Source organism: Arthrobacter sp. UYP4 (assembly GCF_057291175.1).
The window spans coordinates 310,631-337,179 of record NZ_JBXAVU010000004.1 but is presented as its reverse complement, the minus strand read 5'-3'; the positions used below and the strand labels follow the sequence as shown (position 1 = coordinate 337,179).

Annotated in this window: 26 protein-coding genes and 1 pseudogene; 13 read left to right on the top strand and 14 right to left on the bottom strand. The window is 70.5% G+C overall.

Going from position 1 to position 26,549, the window contains the following annotated elements; genetic code table 11:
• The first annotated feature begins 4 nt into the window (after positions 1-4).
• Both AC0Z9V_RS15625 and AC0Z9V_RS15620 read left to right on the top strand, forming a co-directional pair.
• Complete coding sequence (locus tag AC0Z9V_RS15625) at positions 5-2,098, top strand: iron ABC transporter permease (protein WP_485142038.1); 2,094 nt, start codon at positions 5-7, stop codon at positions 2,096-2,098.
• 74 nt (positions 2,099-2,172) lie between these two features.
• Complete coding sequence (locus tag AC0Z9V_RS15620; protein WP_133080141.1) at positions 2,173-2,571, top strand: VOC family protein; 399 nt, start codon at positions 2,173-2,175, stop codon at positions 2,569-2,571.
• Positions 2,572-2,573: 2 nt separating this feature from the next.
• On the opposite strand, the gene AC0Z9V_RS15615 is transcribed toward AC0Z9V_RS15620, so the two are convergent.
• Complete coding sequence (locus tag AC0Z9V_RS15615) at positions 2,574-3,407, bottom strand: YsnF/AvaK domain-containing protein (RefSeq protein WP_133080140.1); 834 nt, start codon at positions 3,405-3,407, stop codon at positions 2,574-2,576.
• Positions 3,408-3,547: 140 nt separating this feature from the next.
• Here AC0Z9V_RS15615 and AC0Z9V_RS15610 point away from each other — a divergent pair, with 140 nt between their 5' ends.
• Entirely contained in the window at positions 3,548-4,741 is a 1,194-nt protein-coding gene (locus AC0Z9V_RS15610; RefSeq protein WP_485142037.1) for a low temperature requirement protein A, read from the top strand.
• 33 nt (positions 4,742-4,774) lie between these two features.
• Here the strand turns inward: AC0Z9V_RS15610 and AC0Z9V_RS15605 are convergent, their stop codons facing one another.
• A complete protein-coding gene (locus AC0Z9V_RS15605) occupies positions 4,775-4,942 on the bottom strand; it encodes a hypothetical protein (RefSeq protein WP_208740197.1) in 168 nt (55 codons plus the stop codon).
• Positions 4,943-5,023: 81 nt separating this feature from the next.
• Here AC0Z9V_RS15605 and AC0Z9V_RS15600 point away from each other — a divergent pair, with 81 nt between their 5' ends.
• Positions 5,024-6,043: a GlxA family transcriptional regulator gene (locus AC0Z9V_RS15600; protein WP_485142036.1), complete on the top strand. Its 1,020-nt coding sequence runs from the start codon at positions 5,024-5,026 to the stop codon at positions 6,041-6,043.
• On the opposite strand, the gene AC0Z9V_RS15595 is transcribed toward AC0Z9V_RS15600, so the two are convergent.
• The 3 genes from AC0Z9V_RS15595 to AC0Z9V_RS15585 all read right to left on the bottom strand — a co-directional run bounded on the left by AC0Z9V_RS15595 (position 6,033) and on the right by AC0Z9V_RS15585 (position 8,041).
• Positions 6,033-6,959 carry an AEC family transporter gene (locus tag AC0Z9V_RS15595; protein WP_133080137.1) on the bottom strand — a complete coding sequence of 309 codons (927 nt, stop codon included), beginning with the start codon at positions 6,957-6,959 and terminating at the stop codon, positions 6,033-6,035. The genes AC0Z9V_RS15600 and AC0Z9V_RS15595 overlap by 11 nt on opposite strands.
• Positions 6,960-6,990: 31 nt before the next feature.
• Complete coding sequence (locus AC0Z9V_RS15590; RefSeq protein ID WP_485142035.1) at positions 6,991-7,629, bottom strand: alpha/beta hydrolase; 639 nt, start codon at positions 7,627-7,629, stop codon at positions 6,991-6,993.
• A gap of 106 nt (positions 7,630-7,735) precedes the next feature.
• The gene (locus tag AC0Z9V_RS15585) at positions 7,736-8,041 is read right to left on the bottom strand and encodes a DUF4193 domain-containing protein (protein WP_087072246.1); all 306 of its coding nucleotides are present in this window, start codon (positions 8,039-8,041) and stop codon (positions 7,736-7,738) included.
• A gap of 278 nt (positions 8,042-8,319) precedes the next feature.
• Between AC0Z9V_RS15585 and AC0Z9V_RS15580 the strand changes: the two genes are divergently transcribed.
• The gene (locus AC0Z9V_RS15580; protein WP_485142062.1) at positions 8,320-9,114 is read left to right on the top strand and encodes an SDR family NAD(P)-dependent oxidoreductase; all 795 of its coding nucleotides are present in this window, start codon (positions 8,320-8,322) and stop codon (positions 9,112-9,114) included.
• Entirely contained in the window at positions 9,111-9,974 is an 864-nt protein-coding gene (locus AC0Z9V_RS15575; protein ID WP_485142034.1) for a DNA-3-methyladenine glycosylase family protein, read from the top strand. The genes AC0Z9V_RS15580 and AC0Z9V_RS15575 overlap by 4 nt, the downstream gene beginning before the upstream one ends.
• Here AC0Z9V_RS15575 and AC0Z9V_RS15570 read toward each other — a convergent pair.
• The gene (locus tag AC0Z9V_RS15570; RefSeq protein ID WP_459268387.1) at positions 9,971-11,170 is read right to left on the bottom strand and encodes a PucR family transcriptional regulator; all 1,200 of its coding nucleotides are present in this window, start codon (positions 11,168-11,170) and stop codon (positions 9,971-9,973) included. The genes AC0Z9V_RS15575 and AC0Z9V_RS15570 overlap by 4 nt on opposite strands.
• Positions 11,171-11,268: 98 nt before the next feature.
• Between AC0Z9V_RS15570 and AC0Z9V_RS15565 the strand changes: the two genes are divergently transcribed.
• Together AC0Z9V_RS15565 and AC0Z9V_RS15560 are read left to right on the top strand one after the other, a co-directional pair.
• Positions 11,269-12,381: a ferredoxin reductase gene (locus AC0Z9V_RS15565; RefSeq protein ID WP_133080134.1), complete on the top strand. Its 1,113-nt coding sequence runs from the start codon at positions 11,269-11,271 to the stop codon at positions 12,379-12,381.
• A 20-nt stretch (positions 12,382-12,401) separates the two neighbouring features.
• Positions 12,402-13,547, top strand: a complete 1,146-nt coding sequence (locus AC0Z9V_RS15560) for a fatty acid desaturase family protein (protein WP_133080133.1) — start codon at positions 12,402-12,404, stop codon at positions 13,545-13,547.
• A gap of 106 nt (positions 13,548-13,653) precedes the next feature.
• Here AC0Z9V_RS15560 and AC0Z9V_RS15555 read toward each other — a convergent pair whose 3' ends face one another.
• Both AC0Z9V_RS15555 and AC0Z9V_RS15550 read right to left on the bottom strand, forming a co-directional pair.
• A complete protein-coding gene (locus tag AC0Z9V_RS15555; protein ID WP_485142033.1) occupies positions 13,654-14,151 on the bottom strand; it encodes an SRPBCC family protein in 498 nt (165 codons plus the stop codon).
• Positions 14,152-14,163: 12 nt separating this feature from the next.
• Complete coding sequence (locus AC0Z9V_RS15550) at positions 14,164-14,511, bottom strand: ArsR/SmtB family transcription factor (RefSeq protein WP_485142032.1); 348 nt, start codon at positions 14,509-14,511, stop codon at positions 14,164-14,166.
• A gap of 181 nt (positions 14,512-14,692) precedes the next feature.
• Between AC0Z9V_RS15550 and pta the strand changes: the two genes are divergently transcribed.
• The 3 genes from pta to AC0Z9V_RS15535 all read left to right on the top strand — a co-directional run bounded on the left by pta (position 14,693) and on the right by AC0Z9V_RS15535 (position 18,371).
• Positions 14,693-16,774 carry a phosphate acetyltransferase gene (pta, locus tag AC0Z9V_RS15545; RefSeq protein ID WP_485142031.1) on the top strand — a complete coding sequence of 694 codons (2,082 nt, stop codon included), beginning with the start codon at positions 14,693-14,695 and terminating at the stop codon, positions 16,772-16,774.
• Between the two features lie 40 nt (positions 16,775-16,814).
• Positions 16,815-17,930, top strand: a complete 1,116-nt coding sequence (locus tag AC0Z9V_RS15540; protein ID WP_485142030.1) for an acetate/propionate family kinase — start codon at positions 16,815-16,817, stop codon at positions 17,928-17,930.
• Between the two features lie 102 nt (positions 17,931-18,032).
• Positions 18,033-18,371: a YnfA family protein gene (locus tag AC0Z9V_RS15535; RefSeq protein ID WP_133080128.1), complete on the top strand. Its 339-nt coding sequence runs from the start codon at positions 18,033-18,035 to the stop codon at positions 18,369-18,371.
• Positions 18,372-18,512: 141 nt separating this feature from the next.
• Here AC0Z9V_RS15535 and AC0Z9V_RS15530 read toward each other — a convergent pair whose 3' ends face one another.
• Positions 18,513-18,824: an AzlD domain-containing protein gene (locus AC0Z9V_RS15530; protein ID WP_459288920.1), complete on the bottom strand. Its 312-nt coding sequence runs from the start codon at positions 18,822-18,824 to the stop codon at positions 18,513-18,515.
• Complete coding sequence (locus tag AC0Z9V_RS15525; RefSeq protein ID WP_485142029.1) at positions 18,821-19,606, bottom strand: AzlC family ABC transporter permease; 786 nt, start codon at positions 19,604-19,606, stop codon at positions 18,821-18,823. Before AC0Z9V_RS15525 ends, AC0Z9V_RS15530 begins: the two co-directional genes overlap by 4 nt.
• Positions 19,607-19,704: 98 nt before the next feature.
• Here AC0Z9V_RS15525 and AC0Z9V_RS15520 point away from each other — a divergent pair, with 98 nt between their 5' ends.
• The gene (locus AC0Z9V_RS15520) at positions 19,705-20,895 is read left to right on the top strand and encodes a zinc-dependent alcohol dehydrogenase (protein ID WP_459268395.1); all 1,191 of its coding nucleotides are present in this window, start codon (positions 19,705-19,707) and stop codon (positions 20,893-20,895) included.
• Between the two features lie 34 nt (positions 20,896-20,929).
• On the opposite strand, the pseudogene AC0Z9V_RS15515 reads toward AC0Z9V_RS15520, so the two are convergent.
• Positions 20,930-22,745, bottom strand: a pseudogene (locus tag AC0Z9V_RS15515) (glycoside hydrolase family 15 protein).
• 35 nt (positions 22,746-22,780) lie between these two features.
• Positions 22,781-23,647 carry a glycerophosphodiester phosphodiesterase gene (locus tag AC0Z9V_RS15510; protein WP_208739153.1) on the bottom strand — a complete coding sequence of 289 codons (867 nt, stop codon included), beginning with the start codon at positions 23,645-23,647 and terminating at the stop codon, positions 22,781-22,783.
• Positions 23,648-23,776: 129 nt separating this feature from the next.
• Here AC0Z9V_RS15510 and AC0Z9V_RS15505 point away from each other — a divergent pair, with 129 nt between their 5' ends.
• Positions 23,777-25,024, top strand: coding sequence for a DUF445 domain-containing protein (locus tag AC0Z9V_RS15505; protein WP_459268455.1), 1,248 nt, complete (start codon positions 23,777-23,779; stop codon positions 25,022-25,024).
• A gap of 47 nt (positions 25,025-25,071) precedes the next feature.
• Here AC0Z9V_RS15505 and AC0Z9V_RS15500 read toward each other — a convergent pair whose 3' ends face one another.
• A complete protein-coding gene (locus AC0Z9V_RS15500) occupies positions 25,072-25,857 on the bottom strand; it encodes a hypothetical protein (RefSeq protein WP_133080121.1) in 786 nt (261 codons plus the stop codon).
• A gap of 205 nt (positions 25,858-26,062) precedes the next feature.
• The gene (locus AC0Z9V_RS15495) at positions 26,063-26,332 is read right to left on the bottom strand and encodes a GlsB/YeaQ/YmgE family stress response membrane protein (RefSeq protein ID WP_208739152.1); all 270 of its coding nucleotides are present in this window, start codon (positions 26,330-26,332) and stop codon (positions 26,063-26,065) included.
• Positions 26,333-26,549 lie beyond the last annotated feature (217 nt).

Genomic DNA, 26,549 nt, shown 5'->3' with positions numbered 1-26,549 from the left:
CCCCGTGCCGCCGGCGATCCTGACCAGGCCAGCTCCACTCCCGGACCGGGCCGACGCTCCGCGTCCCGGAGTGCGCCTGGTCCTCGCCGGCGGCCTCCTCGCGGCAGCCACCGTGATCCTCGCCCTCGTGCACCTCACGCAGGGCACCTCGAGCGTCGGTGCCGCAGACATCCTCGGTCTGCTCACGGGGCACGACGACGACACCACCGGTGCCGTCGTCGCCGCGAGCCGCATCCCCCGCCTGGCTGCGGGCCTGCTCGTCGGGGCGGCCCTCGGCGCGGCGGGAGCCGTCCTGCAGTCCGTCTCCCGCAATGCCCTCGCCTCCCCCGACACCCTGGCGGTGAACGCGGGCGCGCACCTGGCGATCGTCTCGGTCGCCGCCCTCGGCCTGCAGGTGCCGCTGCTCGGGTCCGTGGGCGTCGCGTTCCTCGGGGGCCTCGGTGCGGCCGCCCTGGTCCTGGCGCTCTCCGGCACCGGGCAGTCCTCCAGCGTCCGCCTGGTCCTGGCCGGTTCCGCCATCGCCCTCGCATTCCATGCCCTGACCAGTACCCTCCTGCTGCTCTTCTCGCAGGAGACGCGCGGTCTCTTCGCCTGGGGCGCCGGATCACTCGGCCAGAGCGGCCTCGAGAAGTTCACGCTGCTCGCCCCGCTGGCCGGGGCAGCCCTCCTCGTCCTGCTCCTGAAGTCCCGATCCCTGGACCTGCTGACCCTCGGCGACGACCAGGCGCGCGTGCTGGGCATCAACGTGCGCGGGACGCAGGTCCTCGCGGTCGTCCTCGCCGTCCTCCTCTCGGCAGCGGCCGTGACCGTCGCCGGGCCCATCGGCTTCGTGGGACTCGCGGCCCCCGCCGTCGTACGGCTCGCCGCCCCGCACGTCCCCGGCCTCCACCGGCACATCGTGCTGGTCCCCGCGGCCGCGGTCCTCGGTGTCTTCCTCGTCCTCGGGGCCGACGTGCTGCTGCGCGCGGCCGTGGGTCCCGAGAGCGCCGTCGAGGTACCCACGGGCGTCGTCACGACGATCTTCGGGGCCCTCTTCCTCGTCGCCCTCGCCCATCGGATGCGTTCCGACGGCCCCACGCGTGAGGCCCGCTCCGTCTCGCTGCGCACCATAGGGACGGCACGCAGCACGGCCGTCCTCGTGGTCCTCGCGGTCCTGTTCGTCGCCGTCGCCGTCGCCGGCCTGCTGCTGGGCGACGCCAAACTGCTCCTCGGCGACATCATGAACTGGGGAACCGGCCAGGCCGGCCCGGTGGTGTCCAGCGTGATGGACAGCAGGGCGCCCCGCGTCGGTGCCGCCCTGCTCGCCGGCGCGTCCCTGGCACTCGCCGGCACCGCCATCCAGGCCGTGACCCGGAACCCGCTCGCGGAACCCGCCATCATCGGCGTCTCCGGCGGCGCAGGCGTGGGAGCCGTCCTCGTCATCACGTTCGTGCCGCTGGCCGGATTCTGGACCGTCGGAGCGGCCGCGGGCGCCGGTGCCGCCGTCGTCTCGCTGATCGTGTTCGGGCTGTCCTTCCGCGGCGGCATGCAGGCGGACCGGCTGGTCCTCATCGGCATCGGCGTCTCCGCGGCGGCAACCGCCGTCATCACGCTGCTGATCGTCCTCACCGATCCGTGGAACGAGTCGAAGGCGCTGACCTGGCTGTCGGGGTCCACCTACGGCCGGTCGCTGCAGCACCTCGTCCCCCTGCTCGTGGCCCTGCTGATCGGTCTGCCCGTCATCGCCGCCCACCACCGCACGCAGGACCTGCTGGCGCTCGACGAGGACACGCCGCGCCTGCTCGGCCTGAGGGTGCCGCGGGCCCGGGTGATCCTGCTGGCAGCGGCGGTGCTGCTCACGGCGTCGTCCGTGGCGGGGATCGGCGTGATCGGCTTCGTGGGCCTCGTCGCGCCGCATGCCGCGCGCGCCCTCGTGGGCGCCTCCCACCGGCTGATCGTCCCGACGGCGATGCTCCTCGGGGCGGTCCTCGTGTGCCTCGGGGACCTCATCGGACGCACAGCGATCGCCCCCGCACAGCTGCCGGCGGGTCTCCTCACCGCGCTGCTGGGGGCACCGTATTTCGTCCACCTGCTGTTCCGGAGCCGTTCCGGCCGGTAGGAACCGCATCCGATGCGGACGCTCCCTGTCCGGAAGTCCGTGCTGTCCGATCCCCGACGGAGCAGAATCGGCGCATGACACTGCGCTGGTACTCCACCGTCCTCGAATCGACCGACCACCGCGCCCTCGCACGCTGGTGGGCGGAAGCCCTCGGCTGGGAGCTACTGATCGAGACCGACGACGAAGCCGTGCTCGTACCGCCGTGGGCCCGCGAGCTCGGTGCGAAGCTATCGTTCGAGCAGGTGCCGCCGGGCCTCGTGTTCGTACCGGTGACGCACGAGAAGCAGGGGAAGAACCGGCTGCACCTCGACTTCGCGCCGCACACCGGCCAGGACCGCGCCGCCGAGATCGAGCGGCTGCTCGCCCTCGGGGCGCGGCGCACCGACGTCGGGCAGGGTCCGGAGGTGAGCTGGGAGGTCCTCGCCGACCCCGACGGCAACGAGTTCTGCATCCTGTCGTCGCGGGAGTACTGAGGCTAGAGCTCGATGCGCTCCGTCTCGATGACCTCCTTGCGCACCTCGCCGCCGACGGTCTCGTCGTGCGTGCGCACCTCGCGGCGGATCCGGACGCGTTCGATCGGGACGACGTCCATCTCGACGCGCGGCTTCTCCTCGTAGAGGACCACCTCGGTGGTGTCACCGTTGAAGGCGGTCTCGACGGCCGAATAGAGGCGCTCGCGCTCGGCGTCGGTGAAGGAGCCCTCGCCGTCGTCGTAGAACGGCTTCCCGTCCCGGACGGGCACGCGCTCGACGACGAGTTCCTCGCGCCGGATCTGCACGGTCATGGTGACGTCCTCGGTGACCACGCGCTTGACGATGCGCACGCGCTCCGTCTCGCGGATCTCCGTACCGACGCGGAGCTGCTCCTCCGAGCGCGTCATGGCGTAGTCACCCTCGGTCCGGGAGGACCGCAGCGGCGCCGGGGCGGCGTCGGCGGCCCGGTCCGTCGTGACGCCGGTGGCCCGGTCCGTCGCGACGTCGTCGTCCTTCGCGGGCATCAGCCCGTAGTACCGGAGCAGATTCTGCTCCTCCTCGGGGCTGAGGTGGCCGTCCTGCGACATCTTCGGGGAGTCGTAGACCGTCGCGTGCGGATAGGGCAGACGGATGTCCCGGCCGGCGCGCGTGGCTCCCTGCAGCGGGGCGAAGGACTCGGGGTTGCCCATGGTGTGGGTGGCGATGGTGACCCAGCTGGGCTCTCCCGTGACGTCGTCGACATAGAGCTGACCCATGGGGCCGAGCACCGCTCCGTCCTCGCTCAGCACGTTGGCGCCCGCGTTCATGGATTCCTTCATCTGTTCAAGCGTGATCATGACGGCCCTTTCGAGGAGGTTTGCTCTCCTCACCGTAGGTCGCAGGTGGAGCGATAGCAAGCATGCTTACTACCGACGTGCCCGATGGAGCATCGCGCCGGCCGCTCCGGAATCGGCCGATACGGTTCTATCCTTTCCCCATGCCACTCCTGCCGAGGTCCTTCCGCGCGGCGCGCGTCTCCGACGAATCGCACCGCGTCACCACCTTCGAGCTCTTCTTCGACCTCGTCTTCGTGTTCGCCTTCACGCAGGTCACCGGCTTCATGGCGCACGAGCACTCCTTCCACGGCATCATCCAGGGCATGATCATCCTCGGCATGCTGTGGTGGTCCTGGGTCTGCTACTCGTGGCTCGCGAACCAGACGCACGTGGACGAGGGCATCATGCGCCTCGGCCTGTCCGCCGTCATGGTGGCCATGTTCATCGCGGCCCTCGCCATCCCTGAGGCCTTCACCGACCTCGAGGGCGGCCTCAGCGGGCCGCTCGTCCTGGCCCTGTCCTACGTCGTCGTGCGCGTCCTGCACCTGGTGCTGTACGCGTACGCGGCGATGGAGGACAAGCCGCTCCAGCGCCAGGTCGCCAGGACGTCGGTGGCGATGGCGTCGGGGTCCACGCTCATCGTCACGGGCGCACTGATCGGCGGGCCGTCCCAGACGTGGTTCTGGCTCGCGGGGCTGGCCCTCGACGTCGCCCTGACCTATCTCACCACCGCGCGCGGCGACTGGCGGGTGCACTCCGCGGCGCACTGGACGGAACGCTACGGCCTCGTGGTGATCCTCGCCCTCGGCGAGTCCATCGTGGCCATCGGCGTGGGGGCCTCCGCGGAACCCGTCAGCGTGCCCATCCTGCTCGGGGCCCTCGCCGGCGTCGGCCTGTCCATCTGCCTGTGGTGGCTCCACTTCGACGTCACCGCCATCGCGGCCGAACACCGCTTCGCGGCACTGCGCGGCGGTGCACGCGCCTCTGCCGCCGTCGACGCCTACACCTACCTGCACCTGCCGCTCGTCGCGGGCATCGTGCTGTCCGCGCTCGGCGTCGAGGACGTCCTCGCGCACGTCGAGGAGACGGAGGGCTTCGGCGCCCTCGGCGCGTTCGCCCTCTTCGGCGGCACGGCCCTCTATCTGCTGGGCAGCGCCTCCTTCTGGCGGCGCGTGGGCGGCGGCTGGAAGAAGTGGCGGCTCGGCGGTGCCGCGGCGCTGCTCCTGCTCCTGCCGGTCGCCGCGCAGCTCGCCCCCCTCGCGGCGCTGGCACTCGCTGCCGGAGTGGCAGCCGTGCTCGTCGCGGTGGAGAGTTCCCTGTACGCCGAGACGCGCCATCGGGTCCGCGCGAGGTAGGAGCCCGGCGGGCCCGGACCCGCTGTCCGCGGCCTAGGCGTCGTGCCGGAGCGAGTAGGCGGAGCTGGGCAGCGCGCCGACGCTCCAGTCCGCGTGCGAGGACGGCGTGGCCGAGGGTGCGTCGGCGCCGACCAGTCGGAGGAGGTGCCGCACCAGCAGGACGACAAGGGCGATGGCGAGGAGGATCAGGAGGAGAGTCATGCCTCGATCCTGATCCTGTCGCAGCCGGAAAAAGAGTGGCAGGAAGGACCTATAGCGCTCAAAAGCTGCCATACTGCTGGCATGCTCACCACTGTCGCCGTGATCGTCCTGCCGGACCTGTCCCTCTTCGAGTTCGGGGTGGTCTGCGAGGTGTTCGGCATCGACCGGTCCGACCTCGGCGTCGGCCTCCCCGCCTTCGACTTCCGCGTCTGCACACCGGCTCCCGGGATGGTGCGGACGACGTCCGGCGTCGCCCTCCGCGTCGATTCCGACCTCACGGGGGTGGACGACGCCGACCTCGTCATCATGGCGCCGTTCCCGTCCCGGAACCCGGTGCCCGACGCCGTCCTCGACGCCCTCCGCGCCGCCCACCGCCGCGGCGCCCGCATCTTCTCCGTGTGCTCGGGCGCCTTCGCCCTCGCCGAGGCGGGCCTGCTGGACGGCCGCTGCGCGACGACGCACTGGCGCTACACCAGCAGCCTCGCCGAGGCCTATCCGCGCACACGCGTCGACGAGAACGTCCTCTACGTGGAGGACGGCACCATCCTCACGAGCGCCGGCACCGCGGCGGGCATCGACGCGAGCCTGCACCTCGTCCGGCAGGAGTTCGGGCCGAAGGCGGCGACGGCGATCGCCCGCGGCATGGTGGTCCCGCCGCACCGCGAGGGGGGCCAGGCCCAGTTCATCGAACGGCCCATCCCCACCGAGTGCGGGGCCTCGATGGAGGAACTCCTCCTCTGGCTCGCGGACCACCTGGACCAGGACATCTCCGTGGGGGCGCTGGCGCAGCGCCTGCACATGAGCGAGCGCACGTTCGCGCGCCGCTTCCGGGCGGAGACCGGGACCACGCCCGTCGCGTGGCTCACGGGCCAGCGGCTCCTGCGCGCGCAGTCCCTGCTCGAGGGCACCCGCCTGACCGTCGACGCCGTCGCCCGCGCGTCGGGGTTCGGCCAGGCCGTCCTGCTGCGGCACCACTTCCAGAAGGCCCTCGGAGTGAGTCCGGCGGCCTACCGCAGGACGTTCCGGGGCTCCGACAGGGACTGCGACCTCGACCTGCACGAACTCGAGGAGCAGTTCGGCGCGCACACCCTCAGCCGGTGAGCACCCGGATGACCAGGAACACCACGGGCAGGTAGAGCACCCCGGCCACCGTCTGCAGCGTGATGGTGGAGGCCATCAGGCGCGCGTCACCGCCCAGGGCCCGCGCCATGACGTAGGCGGAGGACGCCGTGGGCAGGGAGAGGAAGAGGATCACCGTCGCCGCGGGCTGACCGGTGAGCCCCAGCAGCAGGCACCCGGCGATCCCGAGCCCCGGCAGCACCGTGAACTTCACCACGGTGGCGAGGGCCACGGCCCCGAGGTTCCGTCCCATGCTCCGGAGTTCGAGCGCCGCTCCCACGCACAGGAGTCCCAGCGGCAGGGACGCACTGCCCAGGGTCCGCAGGAAGCCGCCGACCCCCGGCGGGAGGCCGACGCCGGTGGCGTTCAGCAGGATCCCGATGCCGCAGCCGAGGATCAGCGGGTTGGTGGCGATGCTCCTGACCGTGCCGCCCACCGTCAGCCGCTCCGCCCCGTAGCGCGCGAAGGCGAGTGTGCAGAGGACGTTGACGAGCGGGACGAGGACGGTATTCGCGATGGCGGCGAGCGCGACGCCGTCGGACCCGAACAGGGCGAGGGCGATCGAGAGACCGAGGTAGTTGTTGAAACGGATGCTGCCCTGCAGCACGGAGGTGAAGGCCGGGCCGTCGAGGTCCAGCCGGCGCTGGGCGACGACGAGCCCCAGGGCCGTCAGGACCACCGGCCCGGCGAGGACCGGCGCCATCAGGGCGATCGGCAGGCCCGCGAGGTCCGCGGTCGCCGTGCCGCTGATGAACAGTGCCGGCAGCAGGATGAAGTAGCACAGGCGCTCCGCCGGAGGCCAGAACGCCGGCGCCAGGAAGGCGCGCGAGCGGAGCGCGTAGCCGAGGGCGATCAGGCCGATCACCGGGCCGAGCGCCACGACGGTCTGCGCGATCACCGGGTCGCGCCCGCCGGCAGGGGCCGGGCCGTCACCAGCCCCGGGCCAGGAGCCAGTCGGCCGCCAGACGGCCCCACTGCTCCGTGGCACCGCGACCCTCTGCCAGCCCGAGGCCGTGTTCCCCCTCCGTGAACACGTGCAGGGCGTGGGGGACGGCGTGGGCGGCGAGCGCCTGGGCCAGCAGGTAGGCGTGCTGCACGGGGACGGCCTCGTCCTCGGCGGTGTGCCAGACGAAGAAGGGCGGGGCGTCGGGCGTGACGAGGCGGTCGAGGGACGTGGCCCGCCGCACCTCGACCCCCGCATCGGGCCCGAGCAGTTCGTCCTGGGAGCCCCTGTGCGTGGCGAGCTCCATGGACACCACCGGGTAGCCGAGCACGGCGGCATCGACGCGCTCGTCGGCTCCGGCGGGTGTGAGGGCGGCATGTCCCGCGAGGTGCCCGCCGGCGGAGAACCCGAGGACCGCCAACCGCTCGACGCCCGCCGCCCGCAGGCGCCGGATCTCGGCGCGGACGGCGTCGAGCGGCCCGGGATGACGGGTCCCGACGGGATAGTCGAAGACGCCTGCGGACAGGCCGAAGGAGCGGAGCCGCTCGGCGACGACCTCGCCCTCGTTGTCGGACAGCATGGTGTAGCCGCCTCCGGGCAGGACCAGGACGTGCGTGGGATTCATGCCACCACCGTACTGTGGCCGGACGGCCGGAACGGTACGGGACCCGCAGCAACGGAGAAAGCCCCCGGCCGGGTGGCCAGGGGCTTTCGTACGTCCGGAGGTGCTGTCAGCCCTCGCACTCCGTGCAGAACTTGTCGCCGTTCTTCTCGCGCGCAAGCTGGCTGCGGTGGTGCACCAGGAAGCAGGACATGCAGGTGAACTCGTCCTCCTGCTGCGGGATGACCTGGATGAGGAGTTCCTCGTGCGAGAGGTCGGCCCCGGGGAGGTCGATGCCTTCGGCGGTCTCGCCGTCTTCGACATCGATCAACGCCGTCTGCGTTGTCGCGCTGCGCTGTGCCTGGATCGCCTCGAGGGACTCGTTGGCGGGCTGGTCTTCCGGGCGAACGCGTGGTTCGTCGTAATCGGTTGCCATGGGGGTAGATCTCCTTCTGTGGGCGGGAAGTACGCCCAGATGCCACTCTCAACCTCGGAGGAGGCGGAAGTATTCCATATACCGGGTGCAATATACCTGCTGCGACTGGTACTTTTCTCCATCCGTCGACGGCACGTCGAATCGGATCCCGATGTGACGCGGCGGCCCGGACGTGATACGTGGACGGGACGTGGCGGAGGCTGCCGGGACGACCACCCGCCCAGCCGTCGTAGGGTGGGACCGACCCCGTCCCGAACGCCCCAGGAGCTTCCATGGCATTGGCCCTCGACCTCAGCGGAAAGACCGCCCTCGTCACCGGATCCACGCAGGGGATTGGCCTGGCGATCGCCACCACCCTGGCCGCCGCCGGCGCCCGGGTGGGCGTCAACGGCCGCAGCGACCGCAGTGTCGCCCGCGCCATCGAGGGGATCCGCAGGGACGTGCCCGAGGCGGACCTCGTCGCCGTCGCCGCGGACGTCACCACGGACGACGGCGTCGCGACGACGCTCGGCGTCCTCCCCGCCGTGGACATCCTGATCAACAACCTCGGCATCTTCGGCGCACGGCCGGCACTGGAGATCAACGACGCCGAGTGGCGCCGCTACTTCGAGGTCAACGTGCTCACCGCCGTCCGCCTCACGCGGTCCTACCTGCCCGGGATGACGGCGGCGGGCTGGGGTCGCATCCAGTACATCGCCAGCGATTCCGCCGTCGCCATCCCCGCGGAGATGATCCACTACGGCGTCTCGAAGACGGCCCTGCTGGGCGTCTCACGCGGCTTCGCGAAGGAGGCGAGCGGGACGGGCGTCACGGTGAACTCGGTCATCGCGGGCCCCACGCACACCGGCGGAGTCGAGGACTTCGTGTACCAGCTCGTGGACAGGGACCTCGGGTGGGAGGACGCCCAGCGGCAGTTCATGAGGGACCACCGCCCGCAGTCGCTGCTGGAGCGCCTCATCGAGCCGCAGGAGATCGCCAACCTGGTCGCCTACCTCGCGTCGCCGCTCGCCTCGGCCACCACGGGCGCCGCGGTCCGCGTGGACGGCGGCTACGTGGACGCCATCCTCCCGTGAGCCGCACCGCGGTCCTCACCCCGAACGGCGCCCTCGACGCCGGACCGATGGCCGCGATCGTCGCCAACCACGCCATCCCCGGCTGCGAGGTCACGGACCGGGCGGGCCGGTCGCACACCAGGCTCCTTGCCACGCCCGGCGGCCCGCGCCGCGTGACGGTCACCGTGCGGCCCGACGACGTCGAACTCACCGCGGACACGGACGACGACGTCGAGTTCACGCATCTCGTGCGCACCACCCGGAGGTGGCTGGACCTCGACACGGACACGGACGCCGTCGTCCGGGCCCTCGGCGGCGATCCGCTGATCGGCCCGCTCGTGCGCAGGCGCCCGGGTCTGCGGGCGGTCGGTTATCCGGAGGCGTTCGAGGCGGCGATCATGACGGTCCTCGGGCAGCAGGTGTCCGTCGCCGCGGGTGCGACCTTCGGTGGAAGGCTCGCGGCGACCTACGGCACGGCGTCGTCCACCGGGCTCACGCTCTTCCCTTCCCCGGAGGCGATCGCCGCGCCACCTCCCGAGGAGCTGCGGGCCGCCGTCGGAGTGACCCGCACGCGGGCCGCGACCGTGCAGAACGTGGCACGCGCCGTCGCCGACGGCCTGTCCCTCGATCCCGACGGCGACCACGCCGCCCTGCGCAGGGAGCTGCTCGCCATCCCGGGCATCGGCCCCTGGTCCGCCGACTACCTCGCCGTGCGCGTCCTCCGCGACCCGGACGCCTTCACGCCGGGCGACCTCGTGGCACGGCGCGCGATGGGCAACCCCGACATCCGGGACGCCGGACGCCGCTCCGAGGCATGGCGCCCCTACCGCGCCTACGCCCTGTTCCACCTCTGGACGTCCGCCACCTACGGCGAGGACTAGGCGGGCACCTTCCGGTCGCTGCGCAGCGCGATCTCCAGTTCGAAGCGCGCCTTCGGGTCCCTGAGGTCCTCGCCGAACAGCTCGCGCAGCTGCAGCACGCGGTAGCCGACGGTCTGGGCATGGATCCCGAGCTCGTCGGCGATCGGCGCGCGCTGCCCCCAGTGCCGCAGCCAGGCCAGCAGCGTCTCCTCCAGCTTCTCCCGCTGGTTGGCGGGCAGTCCAGCCAGTGGCGCGAGCCGTCGCCGGGCCAGTTCGCCGACCGCCGATGGCTCCGCGGCGAGCACCACCTCGGTGAGGTGCTCGTCGGCCCAGACCGGTGGTTCGTCCTCGCCCTCACGTGGCGGCAGCATGGATGCGGCGAGGACCGCGAGGCGCAGAGATTCCGCGACCTGCCGGATCCCGCCCGCCGGCCCGACGGCCGCGCTCCTGCCCGCCAGCACGCGCTCGAGATCGGCACGGCTGGCCGGCCCCCGCTCGGGGACCAGGGCGACGGCGTCGGTCTCCCGTTCGATGACGATCGCCCCCGGACCGAGACGCTGGCGCAGTCCCTGCGCGCGCTCGAGGGGCAGGGTGACGACGGCGAGCTGCGCGGGCACCGCCCAGTCGGCGAGCGACGCCGCCTGCCGCAGCGCCGTCTCGTCCGCCTGCCCCAGCAGCAGCAGTTCCAGCAGTTCGGCACGACGCCGATCGACAGCGCCCGCACGTTCGGACTGCTCGAAGGCGTAGGCCTCGGCACTCACGGCGGAGAGCTCGTCGATGTACGCCATGATCGATTCGCCGAGGTCGACGACGACGGCGGACCCCAGGCCCTCCTCCATGGAGCGGCGCGACATCTCCCGGAACGTCACGCGAGCCCCCATCCGGTACGCGCCCAGCAACGAATCCATACTGCGTCCCTGCCGGAATTCGCCGCGGCCGAGGCCCGCCACCAGCTGGCGGCTCTGGTCGGACAGGGCGGGCAGCCTCGTGCCGGGCAACTCGAGGAACCGCTCCAGGGCGACCGCCACACCCAGGCGCAGACCGCGTCCGAAGCCGCCCTCGATCGGCCGGGCGTAGGCCGGGACGAGCTGGGGCACCGCCTGGATGATGGCCTCCACCAGATCGGGCGTCAGGGGACGCAGCCGGTCGCTGACACCGGGGGGAAGAGCCAGCCACGGTGGCTCGGGTGGAGCGACCGATACCTCGTCGGAACCCACGTGGACGACCCCCATCTATTGCGGAACGATAAACCTTCTCTCTCAACTGTATGCCCCGGGTGAAGATTTTTAGCGGGAGAGGCTATATCGTTAGTGAGATGATCCGGCTCAAGAAGCTGGCGCGTGCAGCATCCGCGCTGACCACCCCCCTCACACCGGAAGACTTCCTTGCGTTGTTCAACCCGGTGTACTCGTCCCGCCAGCTCCGCGGTGTCGTCACCCGCGTGGTGCGCGAGACCGAGGATTCCGCCACGATCCACTTCCGCCCCGGCAACGGCTGGCACGCCCACCAGGCCGGCCAGTGGGCGCGCATCGGCGTGGAACTCGACGGTGTCCGCCAGTGGCGCTCCTACTCGCTGAGCAATGCTGCCGGACACGATCCCGCGATCACGGTGAAGGACGCCGGCTCGGTGTCCCACGTGCTGGTCCGCGACACCAAACCGGGCGACGTCCTGTTCCTCGCTCCGCCCCAGGGCGACTTCGTCCTCCCCGAGCACCCCCGGTCCCTGCTCATGCTCACGGCGGGCAGCGGCATCACACCGGTGATGTCCATGATCCGCACGCTGATCCCGCGCCGGCCGGACGCCGACGTCGTGCTCATCGACTCCAACAGCACACCGGAGAAGAGCGTGTTCCGCGAGGAGCTGGACGAACTGGCGGACCAGTTCCCCAACCTCACCGTCCGGCACTGGTTCACGAGCGCCCGCGGAAGGCTCGAATTCACGGCCAGGACCATCGCCGAGCTCTGCCCGGACTGGCGCTCACGTGCCGCCTACGCCTGTGGCCCCGAAGGCTTCCTGAACGACGCGGAGGACCTGTGGCAGCGCGAAGCCGCGCTCGAACAGGCCCGGTCGGTACCGAGCGTCACGGCGGGCGCCGGAGCGGAGGCCACCGGCACCGCCACCCTGACCATCGAGCGCTTCAGCACCGACCTCACGGCGGGTGCGGGCCACGACGGCGGGCTCGTCACCTTCGAGCAGTCGGACCGCGAGGTCCAGGCCGACGGCGACACCCCGCTGCTCGACATCGGCGAGGACGCCGGCATCCTCATGCCGAGCGGCTGCCGCATGGGCATCTGCCACAGCTGCCTCATCCCGCTGCGGTCCGGACAGGTCCGGGACCTCCGCACCGGCGAACTGCACAACGCCCCCGGCCAGCTCATCCAGACCTGCGTCTCGGCAGCCGCCGGGCCCGTGAACCTCGACCTTTAGTCCCCACCAGAGGAGTCCCCATGACCACCACGCTCACCCGCCCCGGCGCCCTTGCCGCCTCGGGCCACCCCCTGGTCCGCCCCGACGCCGCCAAGCACCTCTCCGACGAGCAGGTCGAGGCCCTCGGGCGCGAGCTCGACGCCGTCCGCGACGAGATCCTCGCCAAGCGCGGCGCGACCGACGCCGCCTACATCCGCCGCGTCATCAAGGTGCAGCGGAGCCTGGAGTTCGCGGGCCGCGGCGCCCTCCTGTTCAGCAAGTACAAGCCCGCCTGGTTCGCGGGCACGGCGATGCTGAGCATCGCCAAGATCCTCGAGAACATGGAGATCGGCCACAACGTGCTGCACGGCCAGTGGGACTGGATGCGCGATCCCGACATCCACTCGACCACCTGGGAGTGGGACTTCGTCACCCCGGCCCGATCCTGGCAGCACACCCACAACGACCTGCACCACCGGTGGACCAACGTCATCGGCAAGGACCGGGACATCGGATACAACCTCCTCCGCATGGACCCCGACCAGCCGTGGCGCCCCTTCAACCTCGGCAATCCCCTCTACAACGCCGTCCTGGCCCCGGTCTTCGAGTGGGGCATTGCCCTCTACGACCTGGAGATCCCCGAGTACAAGGAAGGCCTGAAGTCCAAGGAGGCCATGAACCGCGACCTCAAGGCCGTGGGCGTCAAGGTCCTCAAGCAGTTCTCCAAGGACTACGCCGCCACTCCCGCCGTCGCCATGCTGACCGGCTCCGGCAAGCAGGCCCTCTACGGAACGCTCGCCGCCAACGCCATCCGCAACTTCTGGGCCCACGCGATCATCTTCTGCGGCCACTTCCCCGACGGTACGGACACCTTCACGGAGGAGGAGGTCGACGGCGAGACGCGCGGCGACTGGTACGTCCGCCAGATGATCGGTTCGGCGAACATCTCCGGCTCCAAGTTCATGCACCTCATGTCGGGCAACCTGTCCCACCAGATCGAACACCACTGCTTCCCCGACCTGCCGTCCAACCGGTACGCCGAGGTCGCGGTCAAGGTCCGCGAGATCTGCACCCGCTACGGCCTGCCCTACACCACCGGCCCCCTGCCCAAGCAGGTCGGTTCCACCTGGGCGAAGATCTTCCGGCTCGCCCTGCCCAACCGGAAGCCGAAGACCGCCACGGCCTAGAGCCGGACAGCGCCGTCGCCCCCGCACGGGGAGCGGCGGCGCTTGCCGCGTCTTCCGTGCCCGCCGGGCGTCCCGGGTGTCCCGGGTGTCACCACCCGGACGACCGTCAGACCGGGACGTCCTCCGCGAGGAGCGCGTCCACCTGCCCGAGTGCCTCACGAAGGCCCTCCTCCATGCCCATCTCGACCATCTGGGTGAGCTGCTCGACGGACCCGAATGCCGTGGTCATGGTCATGCGCGTGCGTCCGCCGAGATCCTCCAGCGTGACGGTGGCCGTCGTCTCACCCATGTCCGGCACGGGGTCGCCGTTCTCGTCCGCGAACCCGTCCACGAAGGTGATCAGGCGGGGAGCCTCGAGGGCCGTGATCCGCCACCACCCCCGCGCCTTCTCGCCGTCGGGCCCGGTCATGAAATAGGCGGCACGCCCGCCTTCCTCGAACTCGTAGGTGTCGAAGGTGGCCGGCCACGTGGGCGGTCCCCACCAGCGCTGCAGCTGCGCCGGATCGGCCCAGATCCGCCAGACGCGCTCGACGCCCGCGTCGAACTCGGCGACGAGGCGGAAGGTGAGCGCCTCGGTGTCCTTCTCGGTGCTGATGACGGTCATGATGCTGCCTTCCTAGTGCTCATCCTCGGCATCCTCGGCGAGGATGTCCGTGATCCGGTCGACGCATCGCCGCCAGATCCTCTCGTAGTCGTCGAGCAGGCGCCGCGCGTTCTGCACGCCGTCCATCTCTCCCCGCACGATCTGCTCCCGTCCGCGTTTCTCCTTGGTGACGAGGGAGGCCCGCTCGAGGACGGCCACGTGCTTCTGCACTGCCGCGAAACTCATGTCGTACAGCTCGGCCAGGCCGGATACCGAATACTCGGCGACCAGGACGCGCGCCACGATGTCCCGCCGTGTCGCGTCGGCGAGCGCCTGGAACAGACGGTCCACCTCGTCCTCGCTGATGCTTCCTACAACCATGTGGTTGTACGTTACGCCCGGTCTCCCTGCAGGTCAAGGGTCGGCGGGATCCCTTCGTGGGAACGTGCCCCGACGCCTGCCACCCGTCGCCGTCGCCCCTGACGTGCAGCGGCGGGAGGCGGACCCCGCCGACGTGACACCCGTTATGGCGGGTGTCCGGGGACCCTGCAAGACTGGGCCCATGACCCGCGGAATATATGTGAGCGCCATGACCAACGGCTCCGGCAAGTCCCTGATCTCCCTGGGCCTGGCCGACATGCTGCACCGGCACGCCGACCGCGTCGGGTTCTTCCGGCCCATCGTGGAGGGCGGCGACCCCGCCGCGGATCCGATGGTGCGGCTCATGCAGAGGGCCTTCGACCTCCCGGACAGCCGTGCCCGCGGCGGCCTCACCCGGGCGGAGGCCCGCGCCCTGCTGGTCACGGGAGACCGCGCCGAGATCGATGCCCGCTGCGTCGCCATCTACAGCGAGATCGCCGCGGAGTGCGACGTCGTGATCGTCGAGGGCACGGACCTCTCCGGCAACGACGCGGCCGTCGAGTTCGACCTCAACGCGCGCCTGGCCAACAACCTCGGGGCCATGGTGCTCGCCGTCGTCAGCGCCAAGGGCATGTCCGTCGAGGAGGCGGCCGACGCCGTCGACGTCGCCCGCCGCGAACTCGACGCGGCCAAGGTGTCGCTCCTCGCGATGATGGTCAACCGCGCCGCCGACGACGCCGTCACCGCCATCAGCGAGCAGGTGCGCCCCGGCCGTTCGGGCCGCCCCGTCTACGTCATTCCGGAGCTCGCCGAGATCTCCCAGCCCACGGTCTCCGAGGTCGCCGCGGAGCTGGGCGCCCGGCAGATCGCCGGCAACTCGAACCTCGAGCGTGACGTCACGAGCATCCGGGTGGCCGCCATGAACGTCGGCAACTTCCTGCACCTCCTCCGGGACGGTGCCCTCGTGATCGTGCCCGGCGACCGCGCGGACGTGCTCGTGGCCACCCTGGCGTCGTCGTTCTCCCCCGAGTTCCCGGTGCCCTCCGCGCTGTTCCTGACCGGCGGGCTCGCGCCTGATCCCAACATCCTCGCCCTCCTCGCGCAGGCACCGTTCCCCGTCTTCGCGCTCGACGACGACACCTACACCGCCGCACGGCGCGTCAGCGAGGTTCGCGGCGAGATCGCCAGCGGACTGCGCCGCAAGGCGGCTGCCGCGCTCGGCGCCTGGGCGCGGCAGGTGGACGAGAGCGAACTGCTGGAGCGGCTCGAACTCCCCCGGCCCGTCAGCATGACGCCGCTGCGCTTCCTGCACGAGCTCATCCAGCGCGCCCGGTCCGAGCGGAGACACATCGTGCTCCCCGAGGGCGAGGACGTGCGCGTGCTCAAGGCCGCCGAGATCCTCCGGCGCCGGGACGTCTGCGACCTCACGATCCTCGGCCCGGAGGCCCGCATCCGCGAACTGGCATCGGGCCAGGGCATCGACCTGACCGGCCTCACGCTGGTCGACCCTTCCACCTCACCGCTGCGCGAGGAATTCGCCACCGAGTACGCCCGGCTCCGCGCCCACAAGAACGTCTCCGTCGACCAGGCCCGCGAACGCATGCTCGAAGGGGCATACTTCGGGACGATGATGGTCCAGCTGGGGAGGGTGGACGGCATGGTGTCCGGCGCCGCGCACACCACGGCGAACACCATCCGGCCGGCCCTCGAATTCGTGAAGACGAAGGACGGCGTGAAGATCGTCTCCTCCGTGTTCCTCATGCTGCTGCAGGACCGCGTGCTCGTGTACGGCGACTGCGCGGTGAACCCGGACCCCAACGAGGAGCAGCTCGCGGACATCGCGGTCGCCTCGGCCGAGACGGCAGCCCAGTTCGGGGTCGAGCCCCGCGTCGCGATGCTCTCCTACTCGACGGGCGAGTCCGGCAGCGGCGGCGCCGTGGACGAGGTCCGGCGCGCCACCGAACTCGTGCGGCAGCAGCGGCCCGACCTCGCCGTGGAGGGCCCCATCCAGTACGACGCCGCCGTCGACGCCTCCGTCGCCGCCTCGAAACTGCCCGGATCCACCGTCGCCGGGCAGGCGACGGTCTTCATCTTCCCGGACCTCAATACCGGCAACAACACCTACAAGGCGGTGCAGCAGTCCGCGGGCGCCGTCGCCGTCGGACCCGTCCTGCAGGGCCTCCGCAAGCCGGTCAACGACCTCTCCCGCGGCTGCACCGTGGAGGACATCGTGAACACGGTCGCCATCACTGCCGTGCAGGCCCAGCAGCCCGCAGCCCCCTGATCCCCCGCCTCCCGACTTCCCGCCTCCCAGACAGGACCCCATGATCATCCTCGTCATCAATTCCGGCTCGTCCTCGCTCAAGTACCAGGTGCGCGAGGGCGACGACGTCCTCGCCGAAGGCCTGGTGGAGCGCATCGGCGAGGCCGAGGTACCCGACCACGCGGCCGCCCTCGACCGCGTGGACGGCGAGGTGGCGGCAGCGCTCGGCGATCGCGGGATCGACGCCGTCGGACACCGCGTGGTGCACGGCGGTGAGCGCTTCAGTGAGCCGGTGCTCATCGACAACGAGATCACGCGCGCCATCGAGCGCCTCAACCCGCTGGCCCCCCTGCACAACCCCGCGGCCGTCACCGGCATCCGCGCCATCACCGAGAAGTGGCCGGACATGCCGCAGGTGGCCGTCTTCGACACGGCGTTCCACCGCACCCTGCCCGAGCACGCCTGGCGCTACGCCGTCCCCGACGAGCTGTACCGGCGGTTCGGCATCCGCCGCTACGGCTTCCACGGGACCTCGCACGCGTACGTCGCGCGTGGTGCGGCGGAACTCCTCGGCACGGACGCCTTCACCGGCGTGATCGCCCACCTCGGCAACGGCGCCTCCGTCACGGCCGTGCGCGACGGAGAGAGCATCGACACGTCCATGGGCTTCACGCCCCTCGAGGGGCTGGTGATGGGGACACGTTCCGGCGACATCGACCCGTCCATCCTGCTGTTCCTCCTGCGGGAGGGGTACACCGAGCAGGATCTCGACACCCTCCTGAACCGCAACAGCGGCCTGAAGGGGCTGGCGGGCACCAACGACATGCGGTCGGTGGCGGACGCCGCGGACGCGGGCGAGCATCGGGCGCAGCTCGCGATCGATGTGGCCTCCTACCGCCTCGCGAAGTACGTCGGCGGCTACCACGTGGCGGTCGGCGGCGCCCAGGCACTCGTCTTCACCGCGGGTATCGGCGAGAACGCCGGAGCCTTCCGCAGCGCCGTCGTCTCCAAGCTCGGCGCCCTCGGCCTCGAGCTCGACGAAGCCAGGAACGAAAAGCGCAGCAGGGAGGCCCGCGTCATCAGCACGGCGTCGTCGGCCTTCCCCGTCCTCGTGGTGCCGACGGACGAGGAGGCGGCGATCGCGGAGGCGACAGCCGCCGTCGTCAACGGGTCCTAGCGTTCCCCTCCTGCCGCTGACCCGTCGTCGGACGTCCGCCCGTCGTCGTCGGGTGCATCCTGCCGACGGGCGCCTGCAACGGGGCTCCGGCACACTGGGACCATGACGATCCTGCGCATGACCCTCCTGTTCGTGCTGGCCGCGGCGGCCGAGATCGGCGGTGCGTGGCTCATCTGGCAGGCCGTCCGCGAGGGCAGGCCGCTGTGGTGGGCGGGCCTCGGGGTCATGGCACTCGGCGCGTACGGGTTCGTGGCGACGCTGCAGCCGGACCCGAACTTCGGGCGGATCCTCGCGGCCTACGGCGGCGTCTTCGTGGCGGGATCACTGGCGTGGGGCGTGCTCGTCGACGGATTCCGGCCCGACCGCTGGGACCTCCTCGGTTCGGCGGTCTGCCTGGTCGGTGTCGCGCTGATCATGTTCGCGCCGCGCACGGCCGCCTGATCCGGGCATCGGGCGGACGACGAGGCCGCGCGCTGCCGCGTCGCTCCCACTGATCCGGTTCGATCAGTGGGCATGTTCGATCATGCCCGTTGGACGGAGCTCTTCAGTGGGCGGACGACGACCGAGTCGGCGGTCCGGGCCCTACGCCGCCCCCAGCAGCCGTGCGAGCCCGGCGGCGAGGGCCCCGACAGCCACCACCACGAGGAACGGCGCGCGCAGCCAGAGCGCGAGCGCCGCGGCGGCCAGCGCCGCGATCCGCGCATCGACCACGAGCACCTGTCCCGATGCGAAGGTGTTCACGGCCGTCAGGGCGGCGAGCAGGCCGATCGTCAGCGACCCGGCGACCCGCAGCATCCGCGGGTTGTCGAGCAGCTTCGCCGGCACGAGGAACCCGACGAACTTCGTGGTGATCGAGATCGCGCAGGCGAGCAGGATCCACCCCCAGAGGCTCATGCGCCGGCTCCGCGGCCACGGGAGTGCTTCGCCGGGTGGGGCTCCGACCCCGGGCCCGGCGCGTCGCCGTCCGACCCGGAGGGGTAGGGCTCGACGTCGGGCTCGAGGCCCTCTGTCGCCGGTCCGAGACCCGCGAGTCCCAGGACCGCAGCCATGACCGCGGCGATCAGGATCGGTACGCCGGGTGGAACGAACGGGACGGCGAGGAGCGTCACCACCGCACAGACGACGGCGATCGCCGCCGGCTCGCGGGCCCGGATCCGGGGCCAGAGCAGGCCGAGGAACGCGGCGACCGCCGCGCCGTCGAGCCCCCACCGGGCAGGATCACCCATGGCATTGCCTGCGAGCGCACCTCCGAGCGTGAACAGGTTCCACAGCACGAAGACGCCGATGCCCGCGGCCCAGAAGCCGCGGCGCTGCTCGGCCGGGTCGGTCTGACCCGTTGCCGTGGCCACCGACTCGTCGATGGTGACGTGCGCCGCCGCCAGTTTCCGCCAGCGCGAGGGACGCAGCAGCACGTTGACCTGCATCCCGTACACCCCGTTCCGGATCCCGAGCAGGGCCGCCGCGGACATCGCCGAGATCCCGCTCCCCCCGCCGGCGATCACGCCGATGAAGGCGAACTGGGAGCCGCCGCTGAAGAGCAGCAGGCTCAGCGCCATGGTCTGCAGGAGGTCGAGGCCGGCAGCCACGGACAACGCGCCGAACGAGAGCCCGTAGAGCCCGGTCGCGATGGCCACGGACAGGGCGACGCGCACCGCGGGAGATTGGAAGAGCACCACCCGTCAAGGCTAGGCGAGGTGCTGCCCGGCTTCCCATTCGTGTCGAAGGGGTGAATAGTAGGAAAGGAAAGCCTACTTACTAACCGGAGGAGCGCCACATGAAGGCAGTGACATGGCAGGGCAAGCGCAACGTCAGCGTGGAGAACGTACCCGACCCCACGATCCAGGAGCCCACGGACGCGATCATCAGGATCACCTCGACGGCGATCTGCGGCTCGGACCTCCACCTCTACGAGGTCCTCGGCCCGTACATGCACAAGGGGGACGTCCTCGGGCACGAGCCCATGGGCATCGTCGAGGAGGTCGGCGCGGGCGTGACCAACCTCAAGGTCGGTGACCGCGTGGTGGTGCCGTTCAACATCTCCTGCGGCTACTGCTTCATGTGCAAGCGGGGCCTGCAGTCTCAGTGCGAGACCACGCAGGTCCACTCGGCAGGATCCGGCGCGGCCCTGTTCGGCTTCTCGGAGCTCTACGGCTCGGTGCCCGGCGGGCAGGCGGAGTACCTCCGGGTGCCCTTCGCCGACTACGGCCCGGTCAAGGTGGGCTCGGAGCTGCCCGACGAGCGCTACCTCTATCTCTCGGACATCCTGCCGACGGCCTGGCAGGGCGTGCAGTACGCCGATGTGCCGAAGGACGGCGTCCTCGCGGTCTACGGCCTCGGGCCGGTCGGCCAGTTCGCGGCCCGTATCGGCAAATACCTCGGCCACCGTGTCATCGCCGTCGAACCCGTCGCAGAGCGCCGCGACATGGCCAAGCGCCACGGTATCGAGACCATCGACTTCACGAAGAACACCGCGGAGGAGCTGCGCAGCATGACGAACGGCCGCGGCCCGGACGCCGTCGTCGACGCCGTCGGCATGGAGGCCCACGGCTCGCCCGTCGGTGCCTTCGCCCAGAACGCGGTCGGCATCCTGCCCGACAAGCTCGCGCAGAAGGTCATGGAGACCGGCGGCAGCGACCGCGTGACCGTCCTCCACTCGGCGATCGACGCGGTCCGCCGGGGCGGGACCATCTCCCTCAGCGGCGTCTACGGCGGCGCCGCCACCCCCATGCCGATGCTCAACATGTTCGACAAGCAGCTCCAGTTCCGGATGGGCCAGTGCAACGTGCGCCGCTGGACGGACGAGCTCCTGCCGATCGTCGAGGAGCCCTCGGATCCGCTGGGCGTCACCGACCTGATGACGCACCAGGTCTCGATCGACGAGGCACCGGAGGCCTATCGGAACTTCCAGAAGAAGACCGACGGCACCATCAAGGTGGTCCTGAAGCCGCAGGGCGTCACAGTCTGATCCCAGGACGGCGAATCGCGGTCGATGGTCCGGGCTACTCCCGGGCCATCGACTCGTGGGACCCGGCCTCGCCGCCGGCCATCTGCAGGGCGTCGGCCGCCCGTACGAGGGCGAGGTGCGAGAACGCCTGCGGGAAGTTGCCGGCCATGCGGCCCGACTCGGCGTCGTACTCCTCGGACAGCAGGCCGAGCTCGTTCGAGTAGCCGACCAGCTGGTCCATGAGCCGCTTCGCCTCGCCCAGGCGGCCGCTGTGCGCGTACTGCTCGACGAGCCAGAAGGAGCAGGCGAGGAACGGGTGCTCGCCCGGTTCGAGACCGTCGTCGGAGTTGTGCGTCCGATAGCGCAGCAGCAGGCCCTGCCCGTTCAGCAGGTCCTGCTCGATGCGCGCCACAGTGCCGAGCATGGCCGGATCGTCGAACTCGACGAACCCCACCTGCGGCAACTGCAGCAGCGAGGCGTCCACCTCCGTGCCGCCGTACACCTGCGTGAAGGAGTTCAGGTCGGCACGGAAGCCCCGCTCCATGATCTCCGCGCGCAGTCCATCCCGGATCTCCGTCCACCGGTCCTGCGGCCCGCTCAGCCCGTGGTCGCGCACTGCGCGCACGGCGCAGTCGAACGCCGCCCACATCATCACGCGTGAATGCGTGAAGTACTGCTGATCGCCGCGCATCTCCCAGATGCCGTGGTCGCGGTCGTGGAGGTGCTTCTCGGCGAAGCCCAGGAGTGCTCGCTGCAACGGCCACGAGAAGCTGTCCTCCGTGGTGCCGTGCCCGCGCAGTTTCTCCAGCGCCACCATGACCTCGCCGACCACGTCAGCCTGGTACTGCTTCACCGCGCCGTTTCCCACGCGCACGGGAGCCGAGTCGGCGTAGCCCGGCAGGTGGTCGAGTTCGCGTTCCGGCAGGTACCGTTCGCCAGCCAGCCCGTACATGATCTGCAGGTCCTCGGGGTCCCCCCGCCACCGCCCTCAGCAGCCAGTTGCGCCAGCCCAGGGCCTCCTCCGCGTAGCCGTGCGTCATCATGGCCTCGAGCGTGAGCGCCGCATCGCGGAGCCAGCAGAAGCGGTAGTCCCAGTTGCGGGAGCCGCCGAACTGCTCGGGCAGCGACGTCGTCGGAGCGGCGACGATGCCGCCGGTGTCCTCGTGCGTGAGCGCGCGCAGCACGAGGAGCGAGCGCTGCACGGCGTCGGCGTACTCGCCGTCGTTCACGTAGCTCGCCCCCCACGCACGCCAGTAGCTGATGGTGCTGTCCAGGGCGTCGTCGACATCCCGGGCGGGCGGCTTCTCACGGTGGGAGGGGTACCAGACGAGTTCGAGGTCGACGACGTCGCCCTCGGCCACGTCGAACGTGCCCTCGTGGCGATGGTCCGAGGCCCGGAGCCGGGGTCCCCGCAGCAGCAGCGCGTCGGGCCCGGCGATGGCCAGGAGCACCGGGACGCCGTCGTCCGTCCCCTGGCTGACCCACGGGACGATATCGCCGTAGCCGAAGCGGATCTCCAGTTCCTGGCGGACCGTCACCGTCCCGCGGAGGCCTTGAACCCGCCGCACGACGTTGGCCCGACGGTCCGTGACCGGCATGAAATCGGTGACCAGCACCTCACCCTCGGGGGTCCTCCAGTGGGTCTGGAGGACGAAGGTCGAGGAGATGTAGCTGCGCTCCACCACCTCCGCCCCCGCGGACGAGGGTGCCACGAGCCAGCGGCCGTGCTCCGGGGTGCCGAGCATCGCGGCGAACACCGATTCGGAGTCGAACCGGGGCAGGCAGAGCCAGTCCACGCTGCCGTCGCGGGAGATGAGCGCACCGGTGTGGAGGTCGGAGACGAGTGCGTAATCCTCGATCGGTGATTGCATCCCCCCACTCAACCACAGCGTCCCGGGGTGGGTGGTTACTCGTCGTCGCTCCGGAAGGCGGAGCGTATCCGCGCCGGGTAGTCGGTGGTCATCTCCTGCACGCCCAGCTCGGCGAGGAAGAGGGCATCCTCGATCTTGTTGACCGTCCATGCCCTCACGATCACGCCCTCCTGGATCCAGCGGCGCACCCGCTCCGTGTGGGCCCGGATATATTTCATGCCCGGGCCCGCCATCCCGACCTCCTGGTGGTCGATCAGCGCCTCGCCCTCCTTCAGCGCCCTGTGCAGCAGGTTGATCAGGGCCCCCTCGGCGATCGAACCGAAACGCAGCGCCTCGCGGACCTCCTTCGGTCGGATGTCGGAGACGAGCTGGCACAACAGGTGGTGGGGCACCGACTCCGCCAGCTGCCGCATGGAGTCGGGGTTGAAGCTCATGAAGCTGACCTCGATGCTGCCGAGCATCGAGGATTCAGGGTCCCAGCCCTCGTCCATGAGGAACGCGATCAGGGCCTCCTCCAGCCGCAGTCCGAACGGACTCGGATGCTTCAGCTCGACGGCGAGCCGGATCGGGCGGCCCGCACGGCGCAGCAGGAGCAGCAGGTCCGCGAAGGAGAGGAACTGGTCGGTCTCGCCGCCGAACTCCGCAGGGACGCTCGCCCCCTTCCAGGAGAAGGCATCGAGCCGGCGCAGTTCCTCGAGGGTCAGGTCGGCGACGTCGCCCGTGCCGCTCGTAGTGCGATCCAGCGTCGTGTCGTGGATGCACACCAGTTGTCCGTCCCGGCTCAGGTGCACGTCGCACTCCACGCCGTCCGCGCCGTCCGCGAGGGCCTGCAGGTAGGCGGCGCGCGTGTGCTCCGCGTAGGTGCCGCTACTGCCGCGGTGGGCGAAGATCACAGGAGGCACGGACCGTCCCTTCGAGTCGTCGGTGGTGTCCCTAACACGGTACGTGACCACCGGATCGGTGCACCACGGATGCGGCACCGCGGTGCCCGCCGGGACGGCCTCGATAGACTCGGGAGCGTGAATGCTCAGATGACCGGCACCGATACGGAGCGGGCGGCCGCCCTCCGACGCATGAAGCTCCTGGCGACCGGGTTGCTGGCGGTCATGGCCGTCATCTTCGTGGTGGCTTTCGCCCTGCAGGACGCCTATCCCTGGCTGCAGTACGTGCGGGCGGCGGCCGAGGGTGGGATGGTGGGCGCCCTGGCCGACTGGTTCGCCGTCACGGCCCTGTTCAAGCATCCGATGGGGCTGAAGATCCCCCATACCGCGATCATCCCGCGGAAGAAGGACCAGATCGGCGAATCGCTCGGCCAGTTCGTCGAGGAGAACTTCCTGTCCGAGGACGTGGTGCGTGCCAAGCTCGATTCCGCCCGGATCGCCCAGAAGGCCGGCGCCTGGCTGGAGAAGCCCGAGAGCGCCGACCGCGTGGCCGTCGAGGGCGCGGCCCTCATCCGGGGGATGTTCACCGTCCTGAACGACGACGCCGTCCAGGGCGTGATCGAGTCCATGGTCCGCAGTCATCTGCTCGAGCCACCGTGGGGGCCGCCCATCGGGAGCATCGCGGAACGCATCTTCGCCGAGGGGCACCACCACCGCCTCGTGGACCTGCTCGTGGACCGCGCCGGTGACTGGGTGGACGCGAACTACGCGGTGGTCACGCGGGTGGTCGCGCAGCGTTCGCCGACCTGGGTCCCGCGCCTGGTCGACGGCGTCGTCGGTGACCGCGTGCACGCGGAACTGTCGAAGTTCATCCGGGCGGTGCAGGACGACCAGCAGCACGATGTCCGCCTCGCGATCGACAAGTACCTCCGGGACCTCGCGCAGGATCTGCAGCACAAACCCGAGACCATCGCGAAGGCCGAGGAGATCAAGGGACAGCTGCTCGACGACCCCCGTGTCCGCGACCTGACGGCCCGCACCTGGGCCACCATCAAGAACGCGCTCCTCGAGGCCGTGAACGACCCGGACAGCGAGCTGACGTCCAACTTCAAGGCGGCGGTCCGCGACTTCGGCTCGCGCCTGGCGAACGACGCCGAGCTGGCAGGGAAGGTGAACCGCTGGATCGCGGACGGCGCCTCGTACGCCGTGCGCACCTACCGCAGCGAGATCGCCGGCGTCATCTCGGAGACGGTGGGGCGCTGGGACGCGGAGGAGACGTCACGGAAGATCGAACTGCAGGTCGGGAAGGACCTGCAGTTCATCCGCATCAACGGTACGGTGGTCGGTTCGCTGGCGGGCCTGCTCATCTTCACCATCGCCCACGCGATCTTCGGGTAGGCCCGGCCCCGCACCCTACCCGGGCGCACCGGTACCGGACGCCGCGGTCAGGCCTGCTTCTGGTCGCTTCCCTGCGGGGGCAACTGCAGCACGTCGGCCAGCTCGCCCGGGATGGTCTGCGGCAGCGGACCGAAGGCCTCGCGGGTGGTGCGGATGACGGCCTTGCCCATGAGGTGGTTGCCGGTCCCGCCGATCACGGCCCCCGCGCCGAAGGGCAGGGCTCGTCCGAGCATGAATCCGCCCTGCTTGGCCAGGAACTTCTTGAGGAAGCGCCGCCTGATGGACCCGGTGACCGTCTTGACGAGCGACGACGGTGCGGATTTGTTCACCAGCTGCCCCCAGTACTGGGGGGCACCCTGTCCCGCGGACGCACCGAGGATGGAGCGCATCAGCGCCGTGCCCTCCTCGCCCATCAGGATCGCCATGACCATGGCGCGCGAACGCTCAGGATCGTCGGTCTTGACCCCGTGCAGTTCCGCGATGGACTCGGCATAGAGTGCTGTGGCCTCGAGGAAGCCGACGGTCGCGGCCGCCGAGAGTCCGAGGGAGGCCAGGGTCCCGACCGCGGGAACCGCCGCCGTCGCTCCCACAGCAGCGCCCGCGGCCGTCGTCGCCCGCAGGTAGTCGCGCTCGAGCAGGCGGGCCAGTTCCGCGGGAGACGCCTCCGGGTTGCGACGGCGGAGCCGGTCCAGGTTGGAGAGGATCAGCGGCCGCTGGACGTCCAGGGCGCGTTCGATCCCGCGCAGGATCGCAGGCTTCGGGTTGCCGTCCTTGTCGAACAGCGTCCCGTTGGCAGCCTTGACGGCTGGGTTCTCCTTGTTCCGGCCAAACATGATGGTCCTTCCGCGGCTGGGTGGATGCGAATCGAGTGTAGATGGGCGCGTGGCACTGCCGGTGGACTTTCTGCTCCTGGCGTCGCCCCGCCCGGCAGTGACCCGCCGACAGGTCGGTCGGGCTCGGACAGGCGAAGGGCGCCACCGCTTCGCGGTGACGCCCTTCTCGCAGCCGCTCCCCCACGGTGCAGCTACGTGGTGCGTGCTAGACGCGCGAGCCCTTGCGTCCGGTGATGAGACCGTAGATGAAGAGGACGATCAGCGCGCCCAGGACGGCGAACAGGATGGACGGCAGGGAGAACGTGCTGCCCATGTTGATGCCGAGGATGCTGCCGCCGATGAAGCCGCCCAGGAAGGCGCCGATGACGCCGAGGATCATGGTGACGATGATGCCGCCGCCCTGCTTGCCGGGCATGATCAGCTTGGCGAGCGCGCCGGCGATGAGGCCGAGGATAAGGAATGCGATGAAACTCATGTGGTGCTCCTTGAGTGATGAGCCACCCGTCCGGGGACGAGTTGCTGTCGGATATTCCGGTGCATCGAAGTGCAACTAACTGCAACTGTACTTCATCAGCATGCTTAGGGTGCAATCCTAGCACCACGCTAATCCCGCTTATCAAGGCTTTCGGATGAATCTTTCCCGAACCGTTGCATGACTCGACGGGACGTCCGACCGGGGCGCCGAACCGGGT

Excerpts from the sequence above, each read along its gene's own strand:
- AC0Z9V_RS15605 (WP_208740197.1), bottom strand. The coding sequence starts at position 4,942 with ATGACTCTCCTCCTGATCCTCCTCGCCATCGCCCTTGTCGTCCTGCTG.
- AC0Z9V_RS15600 (WP_485142036.1), top strand. The coding sequence starts at position 5,024 with ATGCTCACCACTGTCGCCGTGATCGTCCTGCCGGACCTGTCCCTCTTC.
- AC0Z9V_RS15615 (WP_133080140.1), bottom strand. The coding sequence starts at position 3,407 with ATGATCACGCTTGAACAGATGAAGGAATCCATGAACGCGGGCGCCAAC.
- AC0Z9V_RS15540 (WP_485142030.1), top strand. The coding sequence starts at position 16,815 with ATGATCATCCTCGTCATCAATTCCGGCTCGTCCTCGCTCAAGTACCAG.
- AC0Z9V_RS15620 (WP_133080141.1), top strand. The coding sequence starts at position 2,173 with ATGACACTGCGCTGGTACTCCACCGTCCTCGAATCGACCGACCACCGC.
- AC0Z9V_RS15590 (WP_485142035.1), bottom strand. The coding sequence starts at position 7,629 with ATGAATCCCACGCACGTCCTGGTCCTGCCCGGAGGCGGCTACACCATG.
- AC0Z9V_RS15495 (WP_208739152.1), bottom strand. The coding sequence starts at position 26,332 with ATGAGTTTCATCGCATTCCTTATCCTCGGCCTCATCGCCGGCGCGCTC.
- AC0Z9V_RS15555 (WP_485142033.1), bottom strand. The coding sequence starts at position 14,151 with ATGACCGTCATCAGCACCGAGAAGGACACCGAGGCGCTCACCTTCCGC.
- AC0Z9V_RS15520 (WP_459268395.1), top strand. The coding sequence starts at position 19,705 with ATGAAGGCAGTGACATGGCAGGGCAAGCGCAACGTCAGCGTGGAGAAC.
- AC0Z9V_RS15550 (WP_485142032.1), bottom strand. The coding sequence starts at position 14,511 with ATGGTTGTAGGAAGCATCAGCGAGGACGAGGTGGACCGTCTGTTCCAG.
- AC0Z9V_RS15560 (WP_133080133.1), top strand. The coding sequence starts at position 12,402 with ATGACCACCACGCTCACCCGCCCCGGCGCCCTTGCCGCCTCGGGCCAC.
- AC0Z9V_RS15565 (WP_133080134.1), top strand. The coding sequence starts at position 11,269 with ATGATCCGGCTCAAGAAGCTGGCGCGTGCAGCATCCGCGCTGACCACC.
- AC0Z9V_RS15505 (WP_459268455.1), top strand. The coding sequence starts at position 23,777 with ATGACCGGCACCGATACGGAGCGGGCGGCCGCCCTCCGACGCATGAAG.
- AC0Z9V_RS15610 (WP_485142037.1), top strand. The coding sequence starts at position 3,548 with ATGCCACTCCTGCCGAGGTCCTTCCGCGCGGCGCGCGTCTCCGACGAA.
- AC0Z9V_RS15530 (WP_459288920.1), bottom strand. The coding sequence starts at position 18,824 with ATGAGCCTCTGGGGGTGGATCCTGCTCGCCTGCGCGATCTCGATCACC.
- AC0Z9V_RS15585 (WP_087072246.1), bottom strand. The coding sequence starts at position 8,041 with ATGGCAACCGATTACGACGAACCACGCGTTCGCCCGGAAGACCAGCCC.
- AC0Z9V_RS15535 (WP_133080128.1), top strand. The coding sequence starts at position 18,033 with ATGACGATCCTGCGCATGACCCTCCTGTTCGTGCTGGCCGCGGCGGCC.
- pta (WP_485142031.1), top strand. The coding sequence starts at position 14,693 with ATGACCCGCGGAATATATGTGAGCGCCATGACCAACGGCTCCGGCAAG.
- AC0Z9V_RS15500 (WP_133080121.1), bottom strand. The coding sequence starts at position 25,857 with ATGTTTGGCCGGAACAAGGAGAACCCAGCCGTCAAGGCTGCCAACGGG.